We start from the raw sequence: 22,946 nt of genomic DNA, 5'->3' as shown, positions 1-22,946 counted from the left end.
ATATATATAATGTAATTAGAAACAGAATCAAACCCTTAACCTAATTTTAAATGAAATAAATAAATAACCCTTAACTTATTTAAAAAGCCTTAGAATTCCTCCAAAATTCTAAGGCTAATTTTTTTATAATTTTAAATTATTATTGAAATTATAATTAAAGAATCCTACAATTACATCTAAGTTGAATACAACACAACCTATATGTAAATAATTAAGTAACATATAAAAAGGAGGTAAACTCATGGGTAAATTTCCAAATAGAGAAGAATCATTAAAATTACTTAATGAATATAACAAAGAAGATCATTTAATAAAGCATGCCCTTAGTGTAGAAGGAGTTATGAAGTACTTTGCAAGACTATATGGTGAAGATGAAGAAAAATGGGGTGTAGTTGGACTACTTCATGACTTAGATTATGAGATGTATCCTAATGAACATTGTAAAAAAGTTGTAGATATAATGGAAGATAAAGGATTAGATCAAGAATTAATTAGGGCAGTAGTTAGTCATGGATATGGATTAGTATGTGATGTAAAGCCTAAAAGCAATATGGAAAAAGTATTATATACTATAGATGAACTAACAGGACTTATAAGTGCGACAGCTATAATGAGACCATCTAAAAGTATTATGGATTTAGAGTTAAAATCGGTTAAAAAGAAATTTAAATCTAAGGGATTTGCTGAAGGTGTAAATAGAGAAGTTATAAAAAATGGAGCAGAAATGCTTGGTATGAGCTTAGATGATGTAATAAATAATTCCATACTTGGAATGCGTGAAGTAGCAGAGGATATTGGATTAAAAGGTGAATTATAGAAAATTAAGGGAATACTTTAAAGTAATCCCTTAATTTTTTTGTTAAATTTTTTATAAACTTCGATCATATAAGGTTCAGTTGAATACTTATCAACTTCATTTATTGGAATCCACATAACACCTTTAGTTTCATCTTCATTGATTATAAGTTCTTCATCTTCATCAGCTTCTAGTAAATACGCAACTGATAAATGTAAATGGGATGATATGTAATTACCCTTTTTCACATGACCATCTACAGTAAGTACATCTAATGATAAAATATCTTCAATAATAGGAATTACATTTTTTAGGCCAGTTTCTTCTTTAGCTTCTTTAATCGCAACCTTAAGCAAGTCACTATCTCCATCAGCATGTCCACCAGTCCAAGACCAAGAGTTATAGATTTTATGAAATATTATAAGTGTTTTATCTCTATTTTTATTAACTATATATCCAGAACTAGTTATATGAGCTACCGTATTTTCTCTAGTTAAAATATCAGAAAAATTATTTAAACAACTTAAAATAAGTTCTTTATCACGTGATTCTTGTTCATTATAAGGTTTATAATTTTGAATACTTTTTATATAATCCATATTCTACTCCTTTTAAAATAAGTTGATATATTTATATTACCATAGATTATAAAGATATGTATAATTAAGTATAGAATAAATATTAGTATAAAAATAATACTATAAATAGTTATATAATTATTAAAGTTTAAGGAGAAATACTATGTTTTCAAACTTTTTAGTAAAAAAACTTATATCTAATAGCGAAGATATAGAAAATGAGGTTGTAAGAAATAAGTACGTATATTTTGCAGGTCTTATTGGGGTAATTTCTAATTTGATATTAACCATTATAAAATTAGGGGTAGGATTTATAACCAATAGTGTATCGATTACTGCAGATGGATTTAACAATTTATCAGATATGGCATCTTCAATAATAACTATAATTGGAGTGAAATTAGCAAATAGACCACCTGATAAAGAGCATCCATTTGGTCATGGAAGAATGGAGTATTTATCAGCTCTTGTGGTTGCATTTATGGTAATGATTGTAGGATTTCAATTTGTAAAGTCATCAATAGAAAGGATAATAAATCCAGTAGAAATAACATTTGAATTTATACCATTTATATTACTTTTATTATCTGTTTTAATTAAAATATGGTTAAGTATATTTAATAAAACTATAGGTAATAAAATAAACTCAAATGCATTAAAAGCAACTTCACTTGATGCACTTGGAGATGTATTTACATCAAGCTGTGTATTAATATCTTTTGTAGCAGCTAGATTTACATCTATACCAATAGATGGTTATGTAGGATTAATAGTATCAGCTGCCATTCTTTATGCTGGTTTCTCTTTAGTAAAAGATACAGTTAGTCCTCTTCTTGGAGAAGCCCCAGATGAAAATATGGTCAAATCTATTACTGAAGGGGTATTATCCTATGAAAATATAATTGGAGTACATGATTTAATAATACATAATTATGGAGTTGGAAAATGTATGGCATCTATTCATGCAGAAATTCCATCAAATTTAGATATAGTTACAATTCACAATATTATTGATAGAGCAGAGCGTGAGATTTCAGAGAAGTTAAATATATACTTAGTAATTCATATGGATCCGATGTGTATACATTGTGATAAGGTTAAAAAAGAGAAAGATATGGTTGAAAAAATAATTAGTAAATATGATTATATAAAATCTATGCATGATTTTAGAATTACTGAGGGTGAAGAAGAAATAAACTTAATTTTTGATATAGTAGTTGATGCAAGTTATTTAAAGGATAAAGAAAATGAAGATAAAATAAAAAATAATATAACCGAAGAAATAATAAATTTAAATCCGAAATATAACTGTATAATCACTATAGACAAAGAATTTTAAACTAAAATGATTATATATTGAAAATATTACAAAGATTACAATTTGAAAATAAAGGTACCATTTTATGGATTTATCATGTATAATGTAAAAATATTTAAAAATTCATCAAAGGAAAGGTGTTGAAATGATATGAATATATGTATAATTGGAGCGGGAAACATAGGAACGTACCTTGCAGCTTATATATCAATGAAGGAAGATTGTAAGGTATGGATACATACTTCAAAACCACACTTATTTAAGGATGAACTAATTCTAATTGAGGAAGAAAAGAACTTAAGTCACAATGTAAAGTTACACTGCGTTACTTCAAGTTTAGAAGAAGCAGTTAAAGATGCGGATTATATTTTAATAACGCATCCATCATTCTTAATTGAAAAAACAATTAATGAAATAAGTAATTTTGTAAAACCAAATGCTGTTGTAGGGATTATACCGGGATTTGGAGGAAAAGAGTATTTTGCTAAAAAATTAATAGAAAAAGGTGCTATATTCTTTGGAACGCAAAGAGTACCATCAATAATAAGATTAGAAAAATATGGAGAATGTGTTGTACTTAAAGAAAAAAATCCATTTATGAAAATCGGAGCAATACCAAGTAAATATACAGAAAAAATATGTGAAGATATGACCAAGTTAATAGACATTACATGTAAGCCAGTAAGCAATTATTTAGCTATAACATTATCTCCATCAAATCCAATAATGCATCCATCAAGATTGTATGAATTATTTAAAGATTATAAACATGGAGAAACTGTATACAAAAGAAGTCCTCTATTCTATGAAGAATGGGGAGATGAAGCATCTAAAACATTATTAGAATTAGATGAAGAGCTATATACTATATTTGAATCATTAAATGAAAATAATAACTTTAATTCAAAATGTATTGAGCAAATAAAAACTAGATTTGAAACAGAAGACCCAAGCGTTTTAAGCCATAAAATAAATACAGCACCAGGTTTTCAAGGCATAGGTTCACCAATAGTTAAGTGTATAGATGGATTTATTCCAGATTTAAGTTCTCGATACTTTATAGAAGATGTTGAGTTTGGATTATGTATTATAAAGGCATTTGCAGAGCTTTGTGAGTTAGATACTCCTAAGTTAGATGAGATTATAAGATGGTCAGAATACTTATTAAATAAAGAGTATTTAGTAGGAACTCAATTAAAAGGTAAAGATTCTAAGGAATTATTAATTCCTCAAAACAAAGGTATTAAAACGAAAAAAGAATTAATAGAGTTTTATACAAGTTTATAAATTCAAATAATAAAAGGGATGTCTTATATATATAAGATATCCCTTTTATTATTTGAATGAATTAATTTTTTTATGGGAATTTTATATTTAAGTATATTAGTTTAAATACAAAAAGGAGAGCTTAAATGAAAGAAGATAAAATAATAGAAGATCCTAGATTCAAACAATGTAATAGAGAAGCAATAATGGGTTTATTACTTGGATTATTAAATTTAATATGGTGGTTTGCATGGGGATATGGATTAGGGTCTAAGCCTGTAAGTGAATATACATATATATTAGGATTTCCAACCTGGTTTTTTATGAGTTGTATAATAGGAGGAATATTATTTTCAATATTGACTGTAGTTATGATAAATAAATTATTTAAAAATATGTCATTAGAAGGGCTTACAAAAGAAGAATTTGAAAAATATAAAAAGGAGTTTGATTAATGAATTATATTAATTATGGAGTTTTAATTCCAATATTAATTTACTTTTTAGTAGTTTTTGCTGTAGGATTTTACTCCATGAGATATGTAAATGCAGCTAGAAATTCACAAAGTGAAAATGGATTTATGGATGAATATATGACTGGTAATAGAGGGCTTGGTGGATTTGTTTTAGCAATGACCTTAGTTACTACTTATCTTAGTGCAGGGAGCTTTATAGGAGGACCTGGAACAGCTTATACACAAGGATTAGGATGGGTGTTTTTAGCCATGGCTCAAATGCCGACTGGATATTTTACACTAGCAGTTTTAGGTAAGAAGTTTGCTATAATAGCAAGAAGAATAAATGCAGTAACAATTACAGATTTTTTAAGAGCTAGGTATAAATCAGATATAGTCGTGGTAATTACATCATTATCAATAGTAACATTTTTTGTAGCAGCTATGGCAGCACAATGGGTAGGTGCTTCAAGACTATTACAAGGAGCAGTTGGACTTGATTACAATGTAGCCTTAGCAGCTTTTGGAATAACAGTAATAGTACATACTGTAATAGGTGGATTTAGAGCAGTTACTATTTCAGATACTGTTCAAGGAATAATAATGACAATTGCAACAATAACTATATTTGTAGGGACAGTAATTGCTGGTGGTGGAATTGAAAATATAATTTCTAATATGGAACTAATAAATGAAGGTATGATAACTCCATTTGGTATAAGTGAGGGGCATATGACAATACTTTGGGTTACATCATTTTGGATCTTAGTTGGATTTGCAGTTGTTGGAATACCATCGGTATCTCAAAGAGCTATGAGTTATAAAGATACTAAAAGTTTACATCAAGGTATAAAATATGGAACTATAGTTTCTATGATATTACTTTTAGGAATGCATTTAGTGGGAGCTTTTGGAGTTACTTTAATAAGTGGAATAGAATCAGGTGACCTGGTAATTCCGACTCTTACAACAAAGCTGTTCCCATCAATAATTGCAGGTATACTTCTAGCAGGACCGCTTGCTTCTATAATGTCAACGGTTGACTCACAATTACTAGTTGCATCTGGAACGATAGTAAATGACCTATATATAAATTACATTAATCCAAAATTAAAAAATAATTCTAAAAAAACTGGTATGATTAGTATAATTGCTACAGCTATTATTGGAGTAGCTATATACTTAGTTGCTTTTAATCCACCAGATTTAATTGTTTGGCTTAATTTATACGCTAATGCAGGAATAATATCTACTTTCTTATGGCCTATTATATTAGGTTTATACTGGAAGGGAGCAAATTCTTATGGTGCTATTGCATCTATTGTTTCTGGAATATGTACATATGTATTATTTAGCAAAATTTGGCCAAGACCCTTTGGTTTACATACGATTGTACTTCCACTATTTATATCATTAATGCTATTTGTGTTAGTATCAAGTATAACTAAAAAAACAGATAAAGAAATTATTGAAACTTTTTGGGGAGTATATTATAAAAAATAATATAAATTTAAGAATATTAAAAAGTTAAAGTAAAATAATTTAGGTTATTACTATTTATATTATTTTAATAAATTAATATATTTAATTATACTAAATAGAAAATAAAAGATATACTTTTAGTAGGGCACAATAAGGAGGGAAAGTTATGGGATATAAACAAGACTGGTTACTTAATCAAATAGAAGATTTAGTTAGATTTGTAGCTAAAATAATATTTAACAAAGATACAATTACTTATGAAATAGAAAATGATAGTAATTTAACAGAGTGTGATCTTTTATATAAAAAAATAAAGTCATTATTACAAGAAGATAAAATATGTGAAAGCGAAGATTTAATTTTCAAAAATCTAGATAAAGATAATAATGATTACTTAAAATTAGCAATTGATTTCTATAGTACTATTAATAAATATGATGATAAAAAATTAGAAGTATATAATTTTTCAAGAGAAGAAATAATAGATGGATTGAAAGATGTTTTAAATATTTATAATATACCAACCATAGTAATATAATAAAGTATGTTATAAAGTCGCTAAAGCGTATAGAAGGGGGAAATATTATGAAGTACTATATTGTAGATGCTTTTACAGAAAAAACTTTTGGTGGGAATCCAGCAGGTGTATGTATACTAGATAACTCAATTGAACATAGTATAATGCAAAAAATTGCATCTGAAAATAATTTATCAGAAACAGCTTTTGTCACAAAAAATAAAAACTGTGAAGATTGTTATGATTTAAAATGGTTCACACCAAAAGCTGAGATAGATTTATGTGGACATGCAACGCTTGCATCAGCATTTGTAATATTTAACTATATAGATAAAAATATTGATAAAATAAAATTTTCAACATTAAGTGGGGTATTAGAAGTTACTAAGGACAAAGAATCTTATACAATGAATTTTCCAAATAGGATGCCTAAAAAAGTAAATATAAGTAATGACATAATAGAAGCAATTGGAAAGGCACCATTAGAAGCATACTTATCAAGGGATTTAATTCTTATTTACAATAAAGAAGATGATATTAAATCATTAAATCCCGATTTTTCAAAATTAGAGTTATTAACAGATGGTATAGGTATAGTTGTTACATCAATTGGAAAAAATGAAGATTTTATATCACGTTGCTTTTTTCCAAAATTAGAAGTGAATGAAGATCTTGTAACTGGTTCATCTCACAGTAGTTTGATACCTCTTTGGTCTGCAAAATTAAAAAAGAATAAGATGATTACAAAACAATTATCAGATAGAGAAGGTATTTTAGTTTGTGAAATAGACGGAGATAGAGTCAAAATAAGTGGAAAAGCAAGATTATACTTAAAGGGTGAAATTTATATATAAATAATATAAAAAAGAGCAAATTTAAAGTTAAATTTGCTCTTTTTTGTATACATGAAAAATATGTGACATATATCACAGAAATAAATATGAATATATTATAATATTATATTGTATAAAAATTAACAATAAACGACATGAATATTTGTTAAAAAAATAACTTGAAAAGTAATGAGGGGGATATTCTATGGAGAATGTTACATTAAAAGAAATAAATGGAATTATGGAGAAAACTTCATTTATTGAGAAAGTTAGGAATATGCCAATTGCGGTTATGCCAACATTTGTAGGAGCATTAACTCTTTCAAATATATATTTACCGCTTGGATATAATGGAATAAGGCATATAACTGCATTGGCAGCAACAATAACTTTAATAGCATATATAATAAAAATAATATGTTGTTTTGACACAGTAAAAAAAGAATACTCTAATACAGTTCCAGCAAGTTTATATGCAGGAATAACAATGGTTATTATGATTTTAGGAAGTTATGTTTTTACTTTTAACTCAATATTAGGAAAATGTTTGTGGTTTGTAGGTCTTATAATTCATGCTATACATATAGTTATATTTACTTATAGGAATGTTATAAAAGGATTTAATATGAATACTTTTTTACCGAGCTGGTTTGTCACTTACAATGGAATAATGGTATCAACAGTAGTTGGTGGAGTCATGAATGAGCCGGAAATATGCAAAATAGTAGTGTATTATGGAATAACTGTTTTATGTATAATAATGCCATTTATGATTTATAGATTAGTAAAATATGATGTAAAAGATCCGATGTATCATACTCAAGCGATAATATTAGCACCATCAAGTCTTTGCTTGGTAAGTTATTTTAACTTTATACAAAATCCAAACTCAGCAATAGTTTATGGATTATACATTGTAGTTTTATTATCATTAGTATTTGTTTTATACAAAATGCCAAAATTCTTTAGTTTTAAGTTTAATCCTGGATTTGCAGGACTTACTTTCCCAATGGCTATAGGAATTGTAGCATCCGTAAAAATGAGTGGTTTTTTAGAAGCTAATGGATATACTACTTTATCAATAATTGTAAAAGAATTATCAGGTGTTCAAATTTATATAACAACGGCAATAATATCATTTGTTTTATTTAATTTTATGAAAATGTTAGTGAATAGTTATAAAAAATAAGTAAACTAAAAATAATTGTTAAAACTTAACCGAATAGGAGAATAAATATATGAAGAAAATTCAATCTACTTGTAACTTATGTGCATTAGCTTGTAACATAGATTTTTATGTTGAAGGTGAAAAAATAATAAAAGTAAGTCCAACAAAGCATTATCCTGTTAATAAAGGTTTTTGCTGTATAAAAGGATTAAATTTAGATAAACAACAAACTAAAGTTAAAAAAAGCATATATCCTCTTTTAAAAGATGAAAATGGAAATATAAAAGAAATATCTTGGGAAGAAGGATTTAAAGTATTTGTAAAGAAAATGACTGATATTCAAGAAAAGTACGGGAAAGAAAGTGTAGCTTATATAAGCACAGGTCAGATGACAACAGAAGACATGGCTATACTTGGCCATGTAGGTAGAAATTATATGAAGATAAATGGTGATGGAAATACGAGATTATGTATGGCAACATCAGTTGTAGCTCACAAGCAAACCTTTGGATTTGATGCACCTCCATATACTTTAAAAGATGCTGAGCTTTCAGATACATTAATATTTATAGGAGCAAATCCAGTAATAGCTCATCCAGTATTCTGGGGGCGTATAATGGAACATAATAAAGACGCAAATATAATAGTCATAGATCCAAGAAAGTCGGAAACTGCTATGATGGCTAATGAATGGATAGATATAAATCCTAAAGGGGATTTAAGTCTTTTATATACCGTTGCCAATGTATTAATAGAAAATGAATGGATAAATAAAAATTATATAGAAGATAACACTGAAGGCTTCGAAGAATTTAAGGAACATGTAAGTAAATTTACTTTAGATACTGTTTATGAAAAAACTGGTATATCTAAAGAGAGAGTATATAATTTAGCTAAAACAATATATGAAGGAAAAAGAGTTTCGTTATGGTGGACTATGGGAGTTAACCAAAGCTATGAGGGGGTAAGAACAGCTCAAGCAATAATAAACATAGCTTTAATGACCGGAAATATGGGCAAACCAGGCACAGGAGCAAATTCATTAACAGGACAATGTAATGCCATGGGATCAAGAGCATTTAGCAATACTTCAGGATTATATGGCGGAGGAGATTTTGATAATCCAATCAGAAGAAAAGCAGTATCAGAGGCTTTAGAGGTAGATGAAAGTATACTTGCTACAAAACCAACTATTCCATACAATGCAATAATAGAAAAAGCTATAGCTGGAGAAATAAAAGGGTTATGGATACTATGTACTAATCCAAGACATTCTTGGGCAAATAATGACGAATTTAGAAAGGCGGCACAGAATCTTGAATTCCTAGTTGTTCAAGATATATATTCAGATACACATACAGCACAGTTGGCTGATTTATTTTTACCATCAGTGCCTGCAATTAAAAAAGAAGGAGTACTAATAAATACGGAACGAAGATTATCTAAAGTTAATCCAGTTTTACAAAAAGAAGAAGGCGAGCTAAGTGATTATGAAATAATATACAACATAGGTAAACATTTAGGAATGGGAAGCTTACTAGATAATTGGAAAACTCCAAGAGATGCCTTTGAATTATTAAAAAAATGTTCAAAGGGAATGCCTTGTGATATAACAGGTGTTACTTATGAATTACTAGAAGGTCCAAATAAAGAAGGCTCAAAAGGAGTTCAATGGCCATTTAAAGAAGGGGACATTATAAGTGAGGATGAAAGAAGACTCTATGAAGATTGTAAATATTATACACCTTCTAAAAAAGCTAAGTTCCACTTTGAAGATGTAAGAGAAAATCCTATGAAAACAAATGAAGAGTATCCATATATTTTTAACTCAGGAAGAGGAACAGTAGGACAATGGCATACAAATGTAAGAACTAGAGAGATTGATGAAAGTGTAAAAATATACTCTGAAAAATCTTATATGTTTATGAATCCAGAATTAGCTAAAGAGTTAAATATAAGCGAAAATGAAAGAGTAAAGGTGAAGTCAATGAATGGAGTTTGTAGTGAATTTGATGTAAAAATAAGTGATACAGTAAAAAAAGATCACTTATATGCACCAATACACTATATAGAAACAAATGCACTTACACCATCTATTTACGATCCATATTCAAAAGAACCATCATTTAAAACAGTACCAGTAAAAATAATGAAAAAGTAAGAGGTAGTAAATATGAAGAGAATAAAAATTGATAGATCTAAATGTGTTGGATGTTTAACTTGTACTACAGCCTGTATCGTATCGCATAATTCTGAAGAAAGTAGAAGTAGAATAACAATAGATTCTAATGGGATATATGCTCCAATTTTCTGTAGACACTGTGATAAACCAGAATGTGTATATACTTGTATGACAGGTGCTATGAGTAAAGATAATGAAGCTGGTCTTGTAAAATATGATAAAGATAAATGTGCTAGTTGCTATATGTGTATAATGGCCTGTCCATATGGTGTATTAAAAGCAGAGAGTACGCTTCACAAAGAGATCATGAAATGTGATGGATGTAAAAGTACAGAAAAAGGTACACCTCAGTGTGTAGAGAAATGCCTTATGAGAGCTATTACATTAGAGGAGGTATAATATTATGAGATTTATAGTTATAGGTGCTTCAGCATCAGGAATTAGTGCAGCAAAAACATTAAGAGAGTTTGATAAAAACTGTGAAATAACATTAATATCAAAGGATGAGTATGTTTATTCAAGATGTATACTACATCATTATATATCTGAACATAGAGATATAGAACAACTTAATTTTACAGATGAAAAATTCTTTGAAAATTATAATATAAACTGGATAAAAGGTGTAGAAGTAAAGAAAGTTATTGATACTGAAAATAAAGTAGTTTTATCTAATAATAAAGTAATTGATTATGATAATTTAATAATAGCTAGTGGAGCATCATCTTTTATACCACCAATAGAAAATTTAAGAGAAGCTAATAATGTTGTAGGACTTAGAAACTTAGATGATGCTATACTTATAAAAGAAAAGGCAAGTAAGGTACAAAGTGTAGTAGTTTTAGGAGCTGGTCTTGTAGGTATAGATGCATTGAGTGGACTACTTCATTATAATATTGAATTAACATTAGTTGAAATGGGTAATAAGATACTTCCCCTTCAATTAGATAACTATACATCAAAAGTATATGAAGATAAATTTAAGGCAAACAATGTACGTATAAAATTAGGAGTAAAAGCTGAAAAGTTACTTATTGATAAAAATAACAATCCAAAAGCATTACTTTTAAATACTGGTGAAAAAATACCATGCGAATTAGTAGTAGTAGCTACAGGGGTAAGATCTAATTTAACTTTTTTAGAAAATAGCAATGTAGAGTGTGATAGATTTGGATTAATAATAGATACTTTTGGTAAAACCTCTGTAGATAATATATATGGTGCAGGAGATGTTACTGGAAGAAATCCAATATGGCCAACAGCAGTAAAAGAAGGCATAATAGCAGCTAAGAATGCTTTAGGTATAAGTGCGGAGATGACTGACTTTTTTGGAAGTAAAAATACAATGAATTTTTTAGGAATACCGACATTATCATTAGGTATGGTAGAAGTAGAAGATAAAAGTTATAATATAGAGATACAACAATGTGATGGTAATTATAAAAAGATAATTCACAAGAATGGAAAAATATATGGAGCTATAATTCAAGGTGATTTATCTTACGCTGGAGTTTTAACTCAGCTGATAAAAGAAAATATAGATATATCAAGAGTTAAGAAAAATATATTTGATATAGATTATGCAGATTTCTTTAACCTAGAAAAAAACTTAGAATTTAGTTACAATTAATATTTTTATAGTTATACGGGTATGATTTTAGGAGGTAAGAAGTGGCAAAAGTAATTAATATAGTAGGCAGCTGCTCTAATGTTGGAAAAACCTTTGTAATGGAAGGCATTATAAAAGAACTTAAAGCTAGAAATTATAAAATAGCCACAATAAAACATGATGTACATGGATTTGATATAGATCATGAAGGAAAAGATACATATAAACATAGACAAGCGGGAGCAGATACTGTTATAATATCTTCAAAAAATAGATATGCAAAAATAAAAGAATTAAAAGAAGAAATGAATTTAAATGAAATTATAAAAGATATACATAGTGAAAATGATATTATATTAGTTGAAGGTTATAAGAGGAGTTCACTTAGAAAAATAGAAATTTATAGAGATAAAATAAGTAAATCTATAATTTCACCGAAGGAAAAATTAGTAGCTATAGCTAGTGATATACCATTTAATTATGGGGATATAGCTGTAATAAACAAAAGCAACTTTAAAGAGCTAGCTGACTTAATAGAAAAAGAAGAAGATTATAAAATTGAAAATTAATTGATTATATTTTCTTGAGCATAGTAACCTAAAGATAATACTATGGACGCTATGCCTGAATTAATTTAATTCACAGGGTAATTTTTGAAAAGAAATTATCTCCACATTTTGGGAAGGAAAATAAGCATCAAATTATTATAAATGCTGTATTAATTTGAATGATAAGGCTTATTACTTGTACAAAAAAGTAATAAGTTTTTATTTTTTAGGGGGATTTTCACTTGAAGAAAGCGAATTTTTACATATAATTAAATATTTTGATATATAAATTAAAATTATGTGAAAAGAGGATAAAAATGAAATCATTTATAAGTTTAGAAGAAAGTTTAGAAATACTCAATTCTAATATTGAAAAGTGTGAAAAAGAAAAAGTATTCATACTTGATGGCATAGGTAACATAATTGCAGAAGATATTTACTCAAAAATCAATAATCCACCTTTTGATAAATCAGCTATGGATGGATATGCTATAAATATTAAAAATATTAATGAAAACTCTAGATATAAGGTAATAGGGGAAGTTTTTGCAGGAGATGTATTTAAAGGTGAAGTAAGAGAACATGAAGCTGTGAAAATTATGACTGGAGCACCAATACCTAAGGGATGCAATGGTGTAATAAAAAAGGAAGATGTATTAAGTGAAAATGAATATATAACACTCCTAAAAGATATAGAAAAAGATGCAAATATATGTTTTAAGGGAGAAGATATAAAGGAAAATCAAATTTTGATAAGATGTGGAAAGAAGTTAGAGTATTCAGATATAGGAATACTTTCAAGTTCTGGTATAAAAGAAATTACAGTTTATAAAAAACCTAAAATAGCTTTTTTGACCACAGGAAATGAAGTATTTGATATAGATAAAGAATTAGAAGAAGGAAAGATATATAATAGCAACAAGTATAGCATATTAGCAAGGATTTTAGAATTAGGTTTTAATTGTGAGTATATAGAGCACTCTGACGATAATGCTTATGATATAGGAAGTAGAATAAAAGAGTTATCTAACAAAGTAGATTTAATAATAACAACAGGGGGAGCTTCTGTAGGAGATAAAGATTTATTAAAAGAGGCTATTGATATGATAAATGGCGAAAAGTTATTTTGGAAAATAACGATAAAGCCAGGTTCAGCCGTATTAGCTAGTAAATTTAATCAAACACCTATAATAAGTTTATCTGGAAATCCAACAGCAGCTTTAACAACTTTTGAACTTTTAGTTAAACCCATATTAGAAAAGCTTAGTGGAAAAGATGAAATATCTATAAATAGAGAAAAAGCTGTACTTAGTGATTATTATAATAAATGTAGTAAACAAAGACGATTTTTAAGAGGTAAAGTATTTCATATAGATGAAAAGCAATATGTATCTATAACTCAAGTTAAAAGTGGAAATGGTATTTTATCATCTACTTTGGATTCAAATTGCTTAATTGAGATAGAAAAGGGAAATATAGGGTTAAAAAAAGGAGAAATAGCAACGATTATTAAGTTATAGGAGGAGTGTTATGTTATATAAATAACACTAAAGACGATGATAGACCAATTTGGAAGAAATATAGATTACTTAAGAATATCAGTTACAGATAATTGTAATTTAAGATGTATTTATTGCATAGATGAAAATAATATTTCTTTTTTAAAAGAAGATAAAAAGCTTACCCATGATGAAATATATAAAGTAGCTAAAGAATGTTCAAATCTAGGAATTAGAAAAATTAGGATAACAGGAGGAGAACCTTTAGTAAGAAAAGATATAAATGACTTATTATATAAATTAAATAGTATAGATGGAATAGATGAAATATATATAACAACTAATGGAGTATTATTAGGTGAAAAAATAGAAGAATTATATAAAAATGGACTTAAAGGTGTTAATATAAGTTTAGATTCATTAAAAGAAGATAGATTTGAAAAATTAACTAAATTTAATAAGTTAAATGATGTGTTAATATCAATAGATAAGGCTATAAGTCTTGGTATAAAGGTTAAAATAAATACAGTAATAGTTGATGAAATAAATAAAGATGAAATACTAGATTTTGTTAATTTAACAAAGTATATGGATATAGATATTAGATTTATTGAACTTATGCCAATAGGTGAAGGTAAAAAGCATAAAGGCATAAAAAATGATGAAATTATAGAAATAATAAAATCTAATTTTAAAAACATTCACGAAGAAAAAAGAGTAAAGAGTAGCGGGCCTGCTTTTTACTTAAAAATAAATAACTATAAAGGTAAAATAGGATTTATTAGTCCAATATCGAATTGTTTTTGTGATCAGTGCAATAGAATTAGATTAACATCAGAAGGTTTTTTAAAGAAATGTCTTCATTATAATTATGGAGTAGATTTAAGAAAGCATTTGAGATCTGATATTTCTGAAAATGAACTTAGAAAAATAATACAAAAGACTATATTTGATAAACCAGAAAAGCATTTATTTATGGATCTATGTGATGATAAAGAAAATAAGTATATGAATAGCATTGGAGGATAACATTATGGGTGAGATATTAGCAATTTGTATAAGTGAGAAAAAGGGTACATTAAAAAATGAAATTAATGAAGCTAATTTTATAGAGGATTTTGGAATTGAAAATGATGCTCATGCTGGTAAATGGCATAGACAAGTTAGCTTATTAGCGTTTGAAAAAATTGATGCATTTAGAAAAAAAGGTGCTAATGTAGATTTTGGTGCTTTTGGAGAAAATTTAGTTGTTGAAGGAATAGAGCTTGAAAAACTTCCTATAGGTCAAAAGATACAAATAGGAGAGGTGCTTTTAGAGGTTACTCAAATAGGTAAAAAGTGCCATGACAAATGTCAGATATATTATCAAGTAGGAGAATGTATAATGCCTAGAAATGGTATATTCACAAAGATATTATCTGGAGGAAGAGTTAAAGTTGGAGATAAGTGTGAATTAGTTTAGATAAAGTGAATAATACCCCATATTAAATAGAATAATAAAAGTATTAAGTTTTAAATAAAAGGAGAATTAATATGGGATTAGAAAAAGAAAAATATTTAAAAATTAGAAAAGCTCAAGCACAAGGTGTTAGAACAGTTGAAGAACTTAAAGAAATGTATAATTTAGAGATTAATGACAATGAAGAACTTAAAGAAATAGAATCATTATTAAGAAATGCCTGTGCATGTAAAAATGTAACCATAGATGAAGTTGTAAAAGCGGTTGAAAATGGTGCAGATACTGTTGAAAAAGTTGGTGAAGCTACTAAAGCAGGTACTGGATGCGGTAGATGTAAAGGAATAATATCTGACATTATAGAAAATAAAAGATAATTAATATAATAAAAATCCTTATGAAAATATATGTAATCATAAGGATTTTTATTATTTTTATTTACGAAAAATGATGAGTTTTAAATAATTATATGAAAATAAGGGATAATAATCATATAGATTTATAGAATTTTTGAAAATATATATATAGTTTTGAAAAGGAGAAACATATGAAGCAATACACTTTTAAAAATAGAGACGACGTTGTAGAATTTTTAGATAATCATAATTTTAAATACTATATTCCAAGATTAAGAGAATATATGAGTAACATTAAAGATGAACTTAAATATTATTATATAGAAGTATCAAACTCTGAAGAAGTAGAAAATTGTTATATTGTATCTATTTCAGGAGAAAGAGAATTTAAAGAAAACTTTTTTGATATTAATAAAGTTGATGAGTTTAAAGATACTGCTTACAACATAGAATATAGAGATAGTAAATATAAAGAAGGAATAGAGCATGACTACTTTTAAAATATGTAATGTAAAATGTTACTTTTACAATTCAATAAACTGTATTTTATTATACTTAAATTGAATGTAATTAAGATTAGTAGTACTTAAATATAAAAATAGAATCAGCATAATCAGGTACTGATTCTATTTTGTAATATGATAATTTTTATATAACTTACTTAAATATTACATGCAACAAATAAAGCAACTATGAGTATTATCTTTTTTATAGTTCTTATATTTAGACTCCAACCTACACAATAACATCTTTATATTTATCTTATGACTCATAATATAAGTATGTTTTATAACATATAATCTATTATAATTAATAATATAGTAGAAGCTGGTTTATATCACTTGCATTGGCTGTTGTAATTAATAAATAAAATTTAACATCCTATATTTTTTATATTAAGAGTGAAATATCAATTCATATACACATAAATACATTACTAAAAACACTTATGAATGATTTTTGTGAAAATGTATCTGTTTTATTAGGAAATCACTAATGAGTAGATATTACGTCAGTAATTTAGTTATACTTAGCATGAAACTAATATTGTGACTATATAAAATATATGTTATTTAATTCCCAGTAGAATGTATTCTATATTATAAATTAAATTTCAAAAATTACATAAAAAAGACAAATAACGACATAAAAAAATAGATTTATATGATAAAATTTATATAAAAGTAGGGGGGTATATATGTATATGATAGGCAAAAAACATACAAAAAATGAAAATACGTTACTAATTTATATTATTTTAAGTATGATACTATTATCAATTACTCTTATTGTAAATGTATTTTTTAAAGATAATATTGAAATTGATTATTTAAGTTCGACATTACAATTCATAAAGCTATTCAACGTTATAATTTCTATACTAGGTGTAGTTAGCTGTTTAGTATCATATAATAGAAGTAAATATAATGATATGTTTATTACATCATTAATGTATATAGGACTAGCAGTTGGAATATTATTTGGCCAGATAGATTATTTACCGTTTTATCATGATGAATTAAAACTGTCTACATATATAGTTGTTTCATCTTCTTTACTTAGAATTTTTTTACTTACACTTTCTGTATTACCAGAAAATAAATTGAAAAATAAAATAAATAATAATAAACTTATTTCAGTTTTAATTACTATATTTTTAACTATAATACTTGGAACATTTGAAAGAAAGATAACTACGATATATAGTTCACAATACAGTAATAATTTTTTGATAGTATATAATATTTTTTTAATAATCATTTATACTACCTGCTCAATAAAATTACTTACTAGAGCATTGAAGAAAAATGAGTATATGTTTGTAGTTTTAAGCTCAAGTATATTTATCCTTGCTATAAAAGCTGCTTATGCTATATACATATCAAATAAGTTAACATTTTATACTAAATTAATATCAGTATCGCTAACATATATATGTTTTTTTATTATTATCATAGGAGCATTAATTGAATTATTTATGTATATATCTAGAACTAATGCACTGAATGATAGATTAAGGATATTTCACAGTTTAGCAGAGAATAATAATCACAGTTTTACTCTAATATTCGATGAGGATACAAACTTATTCTATGTTAATGATAAAGTAAAAGAGTATTACGAATGTAATAATGATATTAATAAATTAGAATTAATTTTTAAAGAAAAAATTAACTCTATTGATAAGCAAAGAGATATTATAGAAGCATTAGAGCTAAATAACTCATGGAGAGGGATAATAAAGAGTAGAAAATATGATAAAACTATAGATTGTTGTGTTCAGCCAATTAACTTAGCAAAAAATAAAAAATATATAGCTGTTACATATATAGATATAACAGAAGCTGTTAAAAATGAGTTAGAAGTAGAAAAACTTAGACTGTATGATAAAGAAAAAAGTGAATTTATAGCTAATATTTCTCATGAACTAAAAACACCATTAAATTTATTTTATTCATCTATTCAATTATTAGATAAATTTATTGAAATAGATGAAATAGACTTTAAGCTTATTTACAAAAAATATAATAAAGTATTACATACAAATTGTGATCGAATGACAAGGTTAGTAAACAATATTATGGATTTATCTAAGATAGATATAGGTGTTTTAAAAGCTGATTTTAAAAATTATAATATAATATCTATTGTAGAAGATGTAACTTTATCTGTTGTAGAATATGCATCACTAAAGAATATAAATATACAATTTGATACAGATGAAGAAGAGCAAATAATAAAATGTGATGCTTATATGATAGAGAGAGTTATGCTTAACCTATTGTCAAATGCAATTAAATTTTCTAGTGAAAATGCAAATATTTTTGTAAATATACTAACAAATAAAAAATGGATTGAAATAAATGTAACAGATGAAGGAATAGGAATCTCTAAAGAAAATCAAAATATAATATTTAATAAATTTGTGCAAATAGATAAATCATTTACAAGAGCAAATGAAGGAAGTGGCATAGGTTTAAGTATAGTACAGTCTATAATAAATCTTCATGAAGGAATTATAAATGTAGAGAGTGAGCTAAATAAAGGTACAGTATTTAGAATAGTATTACCGAATAAATGCATAGAAAATAAAAGTTCAACTATATACAATGTTGATAATTATAAAGTAAAATTGGAATTATCAGATATATATGAGGTTAGTATATAGTAGATATTTAAAATAATAAAAAATATGAAGGATATATCACTTTTATAAGTGCTAAATTCTTCATATTTTTTATTCTAACATATACGAGAGTATTTACATTTATAATAAAGTAAATTATTATATGAGTAAAATCAATTTGATATAAGAGATTATAAAATGGAACTAATGAAAATAAAGGCATTATGTGATGAAACCCGAATTAGGATTATAAATATTTTAAGCGATGGTACGCTTTGCGTATGTGAAATAGAGTCAATATTAGAAATAAGTTAATTAAGTGTATCAAGATATTTAAATAAATTGATGAATGCAAACTTAGTAACTTATTATAAAATAAATGATGATATATTAAAGAATCATGAATTTATAAATTTTATACTAGAGGAAGAATTGAAACAAGATGAAAAGTTAAAAAAATGACTATAAAATACTTCAATGCTATAACAATGCTGGACTTAACTGTGAAAATATAGAAAAAGTATATAAAGAAGAGAAATAGATTGGACTTAAAAGAAGATTACAGTTTGGAGGAAATAATATGGTCTATAAATTTAAAGCAATAATACAAAATAGGCAAGATAAAGATGCTACTTATATAGAAATACCATTTGATGTAGAAAAAGAATTTGGATCAAAAAGAGTAAAGGTAAAAGCGACTTTCGATGGAATAAAATATAGAGGATCTATTGTAAAAATGGGTACCCCTTGTTACATTATAGGTATTACTAAAGATATAAGAAAGCAAATTAGTAAAGATGCAGGAGACAACGTATTTGTTGAAATAGAAAAAGATGAAGAAATTAGAGTAGTTGAATTACCAGATGATTTTAAATATGCTCTTATTGAAAATGAATTTGCTATGAAATTTTATGATAGTTTATCATATTCATCCAAAAGAAAATATGTACAATGGATAGATAGTGCTAAAAAAGTTGAAACAAGAGAGAAGAGAATAGTTGAAGCAGTTTCAAAATTAGAAAATAAAATTAAACTTTAAATAATATATAAAGTACTAAAGGTTTATTTATAACCTTTAGTACTTTATAATATTTCTTTTTATAAGTTCTTTTTTTACACTTGGATAAGAATCTAAGTTAGTATGTGGTAGAAAGCTTGCAGCTCTCATTTTTCCAACAAAGTCTGTAGCATTACTAAGTTGTAAATACTCTATATTATTTTTTATTTCATAAATATCATTTAATAAATATCTATTAGTAAGTAAATTATATGCACCTTTTAAAGATGTATTTCCTGGGCAAATTATTTTATTGGATTCTAAATCAGGATATATACCGATTGTTATAGCAGCGTTTAGATTTAAATGCGTTCCAAAAGCACCAGCTATATAAAATAAATCTAAATCATTTATATCTAGGCCTATCTCCTCTAATAAATAAGCTACCATTGTATTTGCAGCTGCTTTAGTTTTTAAAAACTGCTTTATATCATTTTGAGTAAAAGTTAGACTTATACCATTGAAACTCTCTTCCTGAGATACATATTCAACAGCATAATCATTTTCAAATTTAATTATTGATGGTGAATTATTAGGAAGTAAAGTTCCTGCAAAATCAATACATTTATTTAAAAATAGTTCTGAAATTAAATCAACTATTCCTGAACCACAAATTCCTTTAGGCTTTTCATTATTAATAGTCGTATATATAATTTTATTATTTATGATTTTTATACTATCAATAGCTCCAGTAGTAGCTCTCATACCATACTTACTAATTCCACCTTCTAGTGCAGGTCCAGCAGCACCTGCAGCTGCAACAAGAAAATCTTTATTTCCTATAACTAACTCACCATTTGTGCCTATATCTATAAAAGCTGATAATTTATCTTTTTTATGAATACCAGTATATAAGAGTCCGCTTATAATATCTCCACCTAGATAATTTGCTACAGATGGAAAACAGTAAACATATCCATTTATGGGCAAATCTAAATCTTTTCCATAAATAAATCCACAGTCATTGAGTACAGGTGTAAATGGATATTGGAAAATTGTCCATGGATCGAGTCCTAATAAGAAATGTATCATAGTTGTATTTCCTGCAATAGTCATTATAGGACACTCTCTTACATGTATATTAGTCTTATTTTCTAGTGAACTTAGTAATTCTTTTAGGCTTTCTATAGTTATATTTTTAATTTCTTCTAATCCATATTTATTTTCCTTTGTATAAAATATTCTACTTAAGATATCATCACCATATTTAATTTGTTTATTAAATACACTTTCTTCTGCAATTATATATCCATTATTTAAGTTAATTAATTGCATTATTATTGTTGTACTTCCCAAATCTACAGCCAGTCCATAATGTTCATTTGTTGTATCGTTTTCTTCTATTCTTGTAATTATCCAGTCATTTTCTCTTTTAACCATAGTAACTGTGATTTTAAAATTATTATTACGACACAATGGATATAAGGATTTTGTTATATTGTATGGCATTATAACATTTTTATATTTAGCATTTAAAAAATTTAATATCCTATCCTTATCTCCAGTTGTATCATTACTATCAGGGATATTTAGTTCTAGGTATATCTTTTCACTTAATGATTTCAATATTTTCACCTCTATTAATTTTAGTTCACATTATAAATAATAGTATAAAATTTATAATATCTCAGTAATTTTGTTATTAATAAGTTTTTGTAATTGTTTTGATATAAATTTAATAATGCTCATATGTTAGAATTTAATTAGAAAAAAATAAAAATTTGTGGAATAGTAAAAGAATATGTATAAATATCGTATTAAGATGAAAAGGTGGTGATTATAATGGGAGGTTTTACTAGAATATCAATGATAGCAATGACGATATAAGCAACTTTTTAGTTTTTTATATCTGTAGTAATTATAAAGTTAAGGTGGAAAAAGGAATAGAAAAATATCAAATAAATTTAACATATATATGTAATTAATGGATATAGGTAAGTTTTTATAAAAAACTAACTATACCTTTAGAAATTATTATTTAATAGATTCATAATCTATTTTAGATTCTTCATCAGTTACCTCAATTTTAAATATAACAGGTCTAATACCATCGTTATATGAGCAGATTGCAATTCATTTATTGTCTATCCAATCATCATAGTAAAACTCTTCACTACCATGAGATAAAGCAAATACATATTGATACATCACCTTCTATGCTTCATCACATGATCCTTCAGGATTTGCATAGTCCCCGTAAAGTATATCTCCAACTTTATATATAGGGCAGTTTCCTAGATTCTTATATCCATACTTTTTTGATAAATCTTCGTGAAATGTTGTTTTTAAAACTTCTATTTTACACTTTTTCATAAAAAAAGCCTCCTAATAAATATTAAAAAATGAGCATGAAAAAATATAATAAATCTGATTTAATTAATGTTAAGTGATAAGATTCTTAATAATCAACTACAAGACTTAGAAAGAGATGGGATTATTATACGAAAAGAATACCTTCAAATTCCTTCTAAGGTTGAGTATTCACTTTCAAAAAGATGTTTATCATTAATGCCTATTTTAGAGTAAATGTGTAAATGGGGTGAAAATAATAGAGATAATAGTTATTAAAAATATAAGTTTTTTTATTGAACTTTAGGTATATAATAAATATTAGTAAATTAAAATATAAGTATATTATATACTTAAAGGAGAAAAGCATAATGAATAGTGGACAAGAGAAATTCTTTAATTTTATAATTG

General features: G+C 26.3%; 24 protein-coding genes and 1 riboswitch. Of the genes, 21 read left to right on the top strand and 3 right to left on the bottom strand.

Going from position 1 to position 22,946, the window contains the following annotated elements; translation table 11 throughout:
* Nucleotides 1-241: 241 nt before the first annotated feature.
* A complete protein-coding gene (locus I2A66_RS07320) occupies nucleotides 242-817 on the top strand; it encodes an HDIG domain-containing metalloprotein (protein WP_122640773.1) in 576 nt (191 codons plus the stop codon).
* Nucleotides 818-834: 17 nt separating this feature from the next.
* On the opposite strand, the gene I2A66_RS07315 is transcribed toward I2A66_RS07320, so the two are convergent.
* Nucleotides 835-1,395 carry an NUDIX hydrolase gene (locus I2A66_RS07315; protein ID WP_122640771.1) on the bottom strand — a complete coding sequence of 187 codons (561 nt, stop codon included), beginning with the start codon at nucleotides 1,393-1,395 and terminating at the stop codon, nucleotides 835-837.
* Nucleotides 1,396-1,537: 142 nt separating this feature from the next.
* Here I2A66_RS07315 and I2A66_RS07310 point away from each other — a divergent pair, with 142 nt between their 5' ends.
* From I2A66_RS07310 to I2A66_RS07220, 19 genes are all read left to right on the top strand, one after another.
* The gene (locus tag I2A66_RS07310; protein ID WP_122640770.1) at nucleotides 1,538-2,713 is read left to right on the top strand and encodes a cation diffusion facilitator family transporter; all 1,176 of its coding nucleotides are present in this window, start codon (nucleotides 1,538-1,540) and stop codon (nucleotides 2,711-2,713) included.
* 129 nt (nucleotides 2,714-2,842) lie between these two features.
* Complete coding sequence (locus tag I2A66_RS07305) at nucleotides 2,843-3,979, top strand: NAD/NADP octopine/nopaline dehydrogenase family protein (RefSeq protein WP_147516151.1); 1,137 nt, start codon at nucleotides 2,843-2,845, stop codon at nucleotides 3,977-3,979.
* Between the two features lie 125 nt (nucleotides 3,980-4,104).
* Nucleotides 4,105-4,413 (top strand): YhdT family protein, encoded by a 309-nt coding sequence (locus I2A66_RS07300; RefSeq protein WP_122640767.1) that lies wholly within the window; start codon nucleotides 4,105-4,107, stop codon nucleotides 4,411-4,413.
* On the top strand, nucleotides 4,413-5,915 hold the full coding sequence (gene panF, locus I2A66_RS07295) for a sodium/pantothenate symporter (protein ID WP_195251327.1): 1,503 nt from the start codon (nucleotides 4,413-4,415) through the stop codon (nucleotides 5,913-5,915). The genes I2A66_RS07300 and panF overlap by 1 nt, the downstream gene beginning before the upstream one ends.
* Before the next feature lie 145 nt (nucleotides 5,916-6,060).
* Entirely contained in the window at nucleotides 6,061-6,432 is a 372-nt protein-coding gene (locus I2A66_RS07290) for a DUF6483 family protein (RefSeq protein ID WP_122640763.1), read from the top strand.
* A 47-nt stretch (nucleotides 6,433-6,479) separates the two neighbouring features.
* Nucleotides 6,480-7,265, top strand: a complete 786-nt coding sequence (locus I2A66_RS07285; RefSeq protein ID WP_147516149.1) for a PhzF family phenazine biosynthesis protein — start codon at nucleotides 6,480-6,482, stop codon at nucleotides 7,263-7,265.
* Between the two features lie 184 nt (nucleotides 7,266-7,449).
* Nucleotides 7,450-8,433, top strand: coding sequence for a TDT family transporter (locus tag I2A66_RS07280; RefSeq protein WP_330566293.1), 984 nt, complete (start codon nucleotides 7,450-7,452; stop codon nucleotides 8,431-8,433).
* A 49-nt stretch (nucleotides 8,434-8,482) separates the two neighbouring features.
* Entirely contained in the window at nucleotides 8,483-10,573 is a 2,091-nt protein-coding gene (locus I2A66_RS07275; protein ID WP_147516148.1) for a molybdopterin oxidoreductase family protein, read from the top strand.
* Between the two features lie 12 nt (nucleotides 10,574-10,585).
* Entirely contained in the window at nucleotides 10,586-10,993 is a 408-nt protein-coding gene (locus tag I2A66_RS07270) for a 4Fe-4S dicluster domain-containing protein (RefSeq protein WP_122640757.1), read from the top strand.
* Nucleotides 10,994-10,997: 4 nt separating this feature from the next.
* Nucleotides 10,998-12,224: an NAD(P)/FAD-dependent oxidoreductase gene (locus tag I2A66_RS07265; RefSeq protein ID WP_122640756.1), complete on the top strand. Its 1,227-nt coding sequence runs from the start codon at nucleotides 10,998-11,000 to the stop codon at nucleotides 12,222-12,224.
* A 41-nt stretch (nucleotides 12,225-12,265) separates the two neighbouring features.
* Nucleotides 12,266-12,772 carry a molybdopterin-guanine dinucleotide biosynthesis protein B gene (gene mobB / locus I2A66_RS07260; RefSeq protein ID WP_122640754.1) on the top strand — a complete coding sequence of 169 codons (507 nt, stop codon included), beginning with the start codon at nucleotides 12,266-12,268 and terminating at the stop codon, nucleotides 12,770-12,772.
* Nucleotides 12,773-12,907: riboswitch (molybdenum cofactor riboswitch) on the top strand.
* A gap of 161 nt (nucleotides 12,908-13,068) precedes the next feature.
* Entirely contained in the window at nucleotides 13,069-14,271 is a 1,203-nt protein-coding gene (locus tag I2A66_RS07255) for a molybdopterin molybdotransferase MoeA (protein WP_122640753.1), read from the top strand.
* A 36-nt stretch (nucleotides 14,272-14,307) separates the two neighbouring features.
* Nucleotides 14,308-15,279, top strand: a complete 972-nt coding sequence (moaA, locus tag I2A66_RS07250) for a GTP 3',8-cyclase MoaA (protein WP_147516147.1) — start codon at nucleotides 14,308-14,310, stop codon at nucleotides 15,277-15,279.
* A 4-nt stretch (nucleotides 15,280-15,283) separates the two neighbouring features.
* Nucleotides 15,284-15,712 carry an MOSC domain-containing protein gene (locus I2A66_RS07245; protein ID WP_147516146.1) on the top strand — a complete coding sequence of 143 codons (429 nt, stop codon included), beginning with the start codon at nucleotides 15,284-15,286 and terminating at the stop codon, nucleotides 15,710-15,712.
* A gap of 71 nt (nucleotides 15,713-15,783) precedes the next feature.
* Entirely contained in the window at nucleotides 15,784-16,083 is a 300-nt protein-coding gene (locus I2A66_RS07240; protein WP_147516145.1) for a (2Fe-2S)-binding protein, read from the top strand.
* A gap of 170 nt (nucleotides 16,084-16,253) precedes the next feature.
* Nucleotides 16,254-16,562, top strand: coding sequence for a hypothetical protein (locus I2A66_RS07235; protein ID WP_122640747.1), 309 nt, complete (start codon nucleotides 16,254-16,256; stop codon nucleotides 16,560-16,562).
* A 698-nt stretch (nucleotides 16,563-17,260) separates the two neighbouring features.
* Complete coding sequence (locus I2A66_RS07230; protein ID WP_195251326.1) at nucleotides 17,261-19,231, top strand: sensor histidine kinase; 1,971 nt, start codon at nucleotides 17,261-17,263, stop codon at nucleotides 19,229-19,231.
* Nucleotides 19,232-19,387: 156 nt separating this feature from the next.
* Nucleotides 19,388-19,504 carry an ArsR family transcriptional regulator gene (locus I2A66_RS07225; protein ID WP_122640741.1) on the top strand — a complete coding sequence of 39 codons (117 nt, stop codon included), beginning with the start codon at nucleotides 19,388-19,390 and terminating at the stop codon, nucleotides 19,502-19,504.
* Between the two features lie 265 nt (nucleotides 19,505-19,769).
* Entirely contained in the window at nucleotides 19,770-20,228 is a 459-nt protein-coding gene (locus I2A66_RS07220; RefSeq protein ID WP_122640739.1) for a YdeI/OmpD-associated family protein, read from the top strand.
* A 36-nt stretch (nucleotides 20,229-20,264) separates the two neighbouring features.
* Here I2A66_RS07220 and I2A66_RS07215 read toward each other — a convergent pair whose 3' ends face one another.
* Nucleotides 20,265-21,812 carry an ASKHA domain-containing protein gene (locus tag I2A66_RS07215; protein ID WP_122640737.1) on the bottom strand — a complete coding sequence of 516 codons (1,548 nt, stop codon included), beginning with the start codon at nucleotides 21,810-21,812 and terminating at the stop codon, nucleotides 20,265-20,267.
* Between the two features lie 588 nt (nucleotides 21,813-22,400).
* Nucleotides 22,401-22,559: a hypothetical protein gene (locus tag I2A66_RS17615; RefSeq protein ID WP_330566290.1), complete on the bottom strand. Its 159-nt coding sequence runs from the start codon at nucleotides 22,557-22,559 to the stop codon at nucleotides 22,401-22,403.
* 66 nt (nucleotides 22,560-22,625) lie between these two features.
* Here I2A66_RS17615 and I2A66_RS07205 point away from each other — a divergent pair, with 66 nt between their 5' ends.
* The gene (locus I2A66_RS07205; RefSeq protein WP_122640736.1) at nucleotides 22,626-22,772 is read left to right on the top strand and encodes a winged helix-turn-helix transcriptional regulator; all 147 of its coding nucleotides are present in this window, start codon (nucleotides 22,626-22,628) and stop codon (nucleotides 22,770-22,772) included.
* Nucleotides 22,773-22,946: the final 174 nt, after the last annotated feature.

The sequence above is a fragment of the Romboutsia sp. 1001713B170207_170306_H8 genome (assembly GCF_015550495.1).
In the GTDB taxonomy this organism is placed as follows: Bacteria; Bacillota; Clostridia; order Peptostreptococcales; family Peptostreptococcaceae; genus Romboutsia_E.
Note: the sequence above shows the minus strand (reverse complement) of the source record. Positions and strands in the feature narration are given on the sequence as shown.

What these genes read in the sequence shown, in the direction of transcription:
- I2A66_RS07240 (WP_147516145.1), top strand. Translation starts at nt 15,784, where the DNA reads ATGGGATTAGAAAAAGAAAAATATTTAAAAATTAGAAAAGCTCAAGCA.
- I2A66_RS07300 (WP_122640767.1), top strand. Translation starts at nt 4,105, where the DNA reads ATGAAAGAAGATAAAATAATAGAAGATCCTAGATTCAAACAATGTAAT.
- I2A66_RS07310 (WP_122640770.1), top strand. Translation starts at nt 1,538, where the DNA reads ATGTTTTCAAACTTTTTAGTAAAAAAACTTATATCTAATAGCGAAGAT.
- I2A66_RS07245 (WP_147516146.1), top strand. Translation starts at nt 15,284, where the DNA reads ATGGGTGAGATATTAGCAATTTGTATAAGTGAGAAAAAGGGTACATTA.
- I2A66_RS07265 (WP_122640756.1), top strand. Translation starts at nt 10,998, where the DNA reads ATGAGATTTATAGTTATAGGTGCTTCAGCATCAGGAATTAGTGCAGCA.
- I2A66_RS07285 (WP_147516149.1), top strand. Translation starts at nt 6,480, where the DNA reads ATGAAGTACTATATTGTAGATGCTTTTACAGAAAAAACTTTTGGTGGG.
- moaA (WP_147516147.1), top strand. Translation starts at nt 14,308, where the DNA reads ATGATAGACCAATTTGGAAGAAATATAGATTACTTAAGAATATCAGTT.
- I2A66_RS07305 (WP_147516151.1), top strand. Translation starts at nt 2,843, where the DNA reads ATGAATATATGTATAATTGGAGCGGGAAACATAGGAACGTACCTTGCA.
- I2A66_RS07270 (WP_122640757.1), top strand. Translation starts at nt 10,586, where the DNA reads ATGAAGAGAATAAAAATTGATAGATCTAAATGTGTTGGATGTTTAACT.
- I2A66_RS07255 (WP_122640753.1), top strand. Translation starts at nt 13,069, where the DNA reads ATGAAATCATTTATAAGTTTAGAAGAAAGTTTAGAAATACTCAATTCT.
- I2A66_RS07290 (WP_122640763.1), top strand. Translation starts at nt 6,061, where the DNA reads ATGGGATATAAACAAGACTGGTTACTTAATCAAATAGAAGATTTAGTT.
- I2A66_RS07280 (WP_330566293.1), top strand. Translation starts at nt 7,450, where the DNA reads ATGGAGAATGTTACATTAAAAGAAATAAATGGAATTATGGAGAAAACT.
- I2A66_RS07235 (WP_122640747.1), top strand. Translation starts at nt 16,254, where the DNA reads ATGAAGCAATACACTTTTAAAAATAGAGACGACGTTGTAGAATTTTTA.
- I2A66_RS07225 (WP_122640741.1), top strand. Translation starts at nt 19,388, where the DNA reads ATGGAACTAATGAAAATAAAGGCATTATGTGATGAAACCCGAATTAGG.
- I2A66_RS07320 (WP_122640773.1), top strand. Translation starts at nt 242, where the DNA reads ATGGGTAAATTTCCAAATAGAGAAGAATCATTAAAATTACTTAATGAA.
- I2A66_RS07220 (WP_122640739.1), top strand. Translation starts at nt 19,770, where the DNA reads ATGGTCTATAAATTTAAAGCAATAATACAAAATAGGCAAGATAAAGAT.
- I2A66_RS17615 (WP_330566290.1), bottom strand. Translation starts at nt 22,559, where the DNA reads ATGAAAAAGTGTAAAATAGAAGTTTTAAAAACAACATTTCACGAAGAT.
- I2A66_RS07230 (WP_195251326.1), top strand. Translation starts at nt 17,261, where the DNA reads ATGTATATGATAGGCAAAAAACATACAAAAAATGAAAATACGTTACTA.
- panF (WP_195251327.1), top strand. Translation starts at nt 4,413, where the DNA reads ATGAATTATATTAATTATGGAGTTTTAATTCCAATATTAATTTACTTT.
- I2A66_RS07205 (WP_122640736.1), top strand. Translation starts at nt 22,626, where the DNA reads ATGTTAAGTGATAAGATTCTTAATAATCAACTACAAGACTTAGAAAGA.
- I2A66_RS07315 (WP_122640771.1), bottom strand. Translation starts at nt 1,395, where the DNA reads ATGGATTATATAAAAAGTATTCAAAATTATAAACCTTATAATGAACAA.
- I2A66_RS07275 (WP_147516148.1), top strand. Translation starts at nt 8,483, where the DNA reads ATGAAGAAAATTCAATCTACTTGTAACTTATGTGCATTAGCTTGTAAC.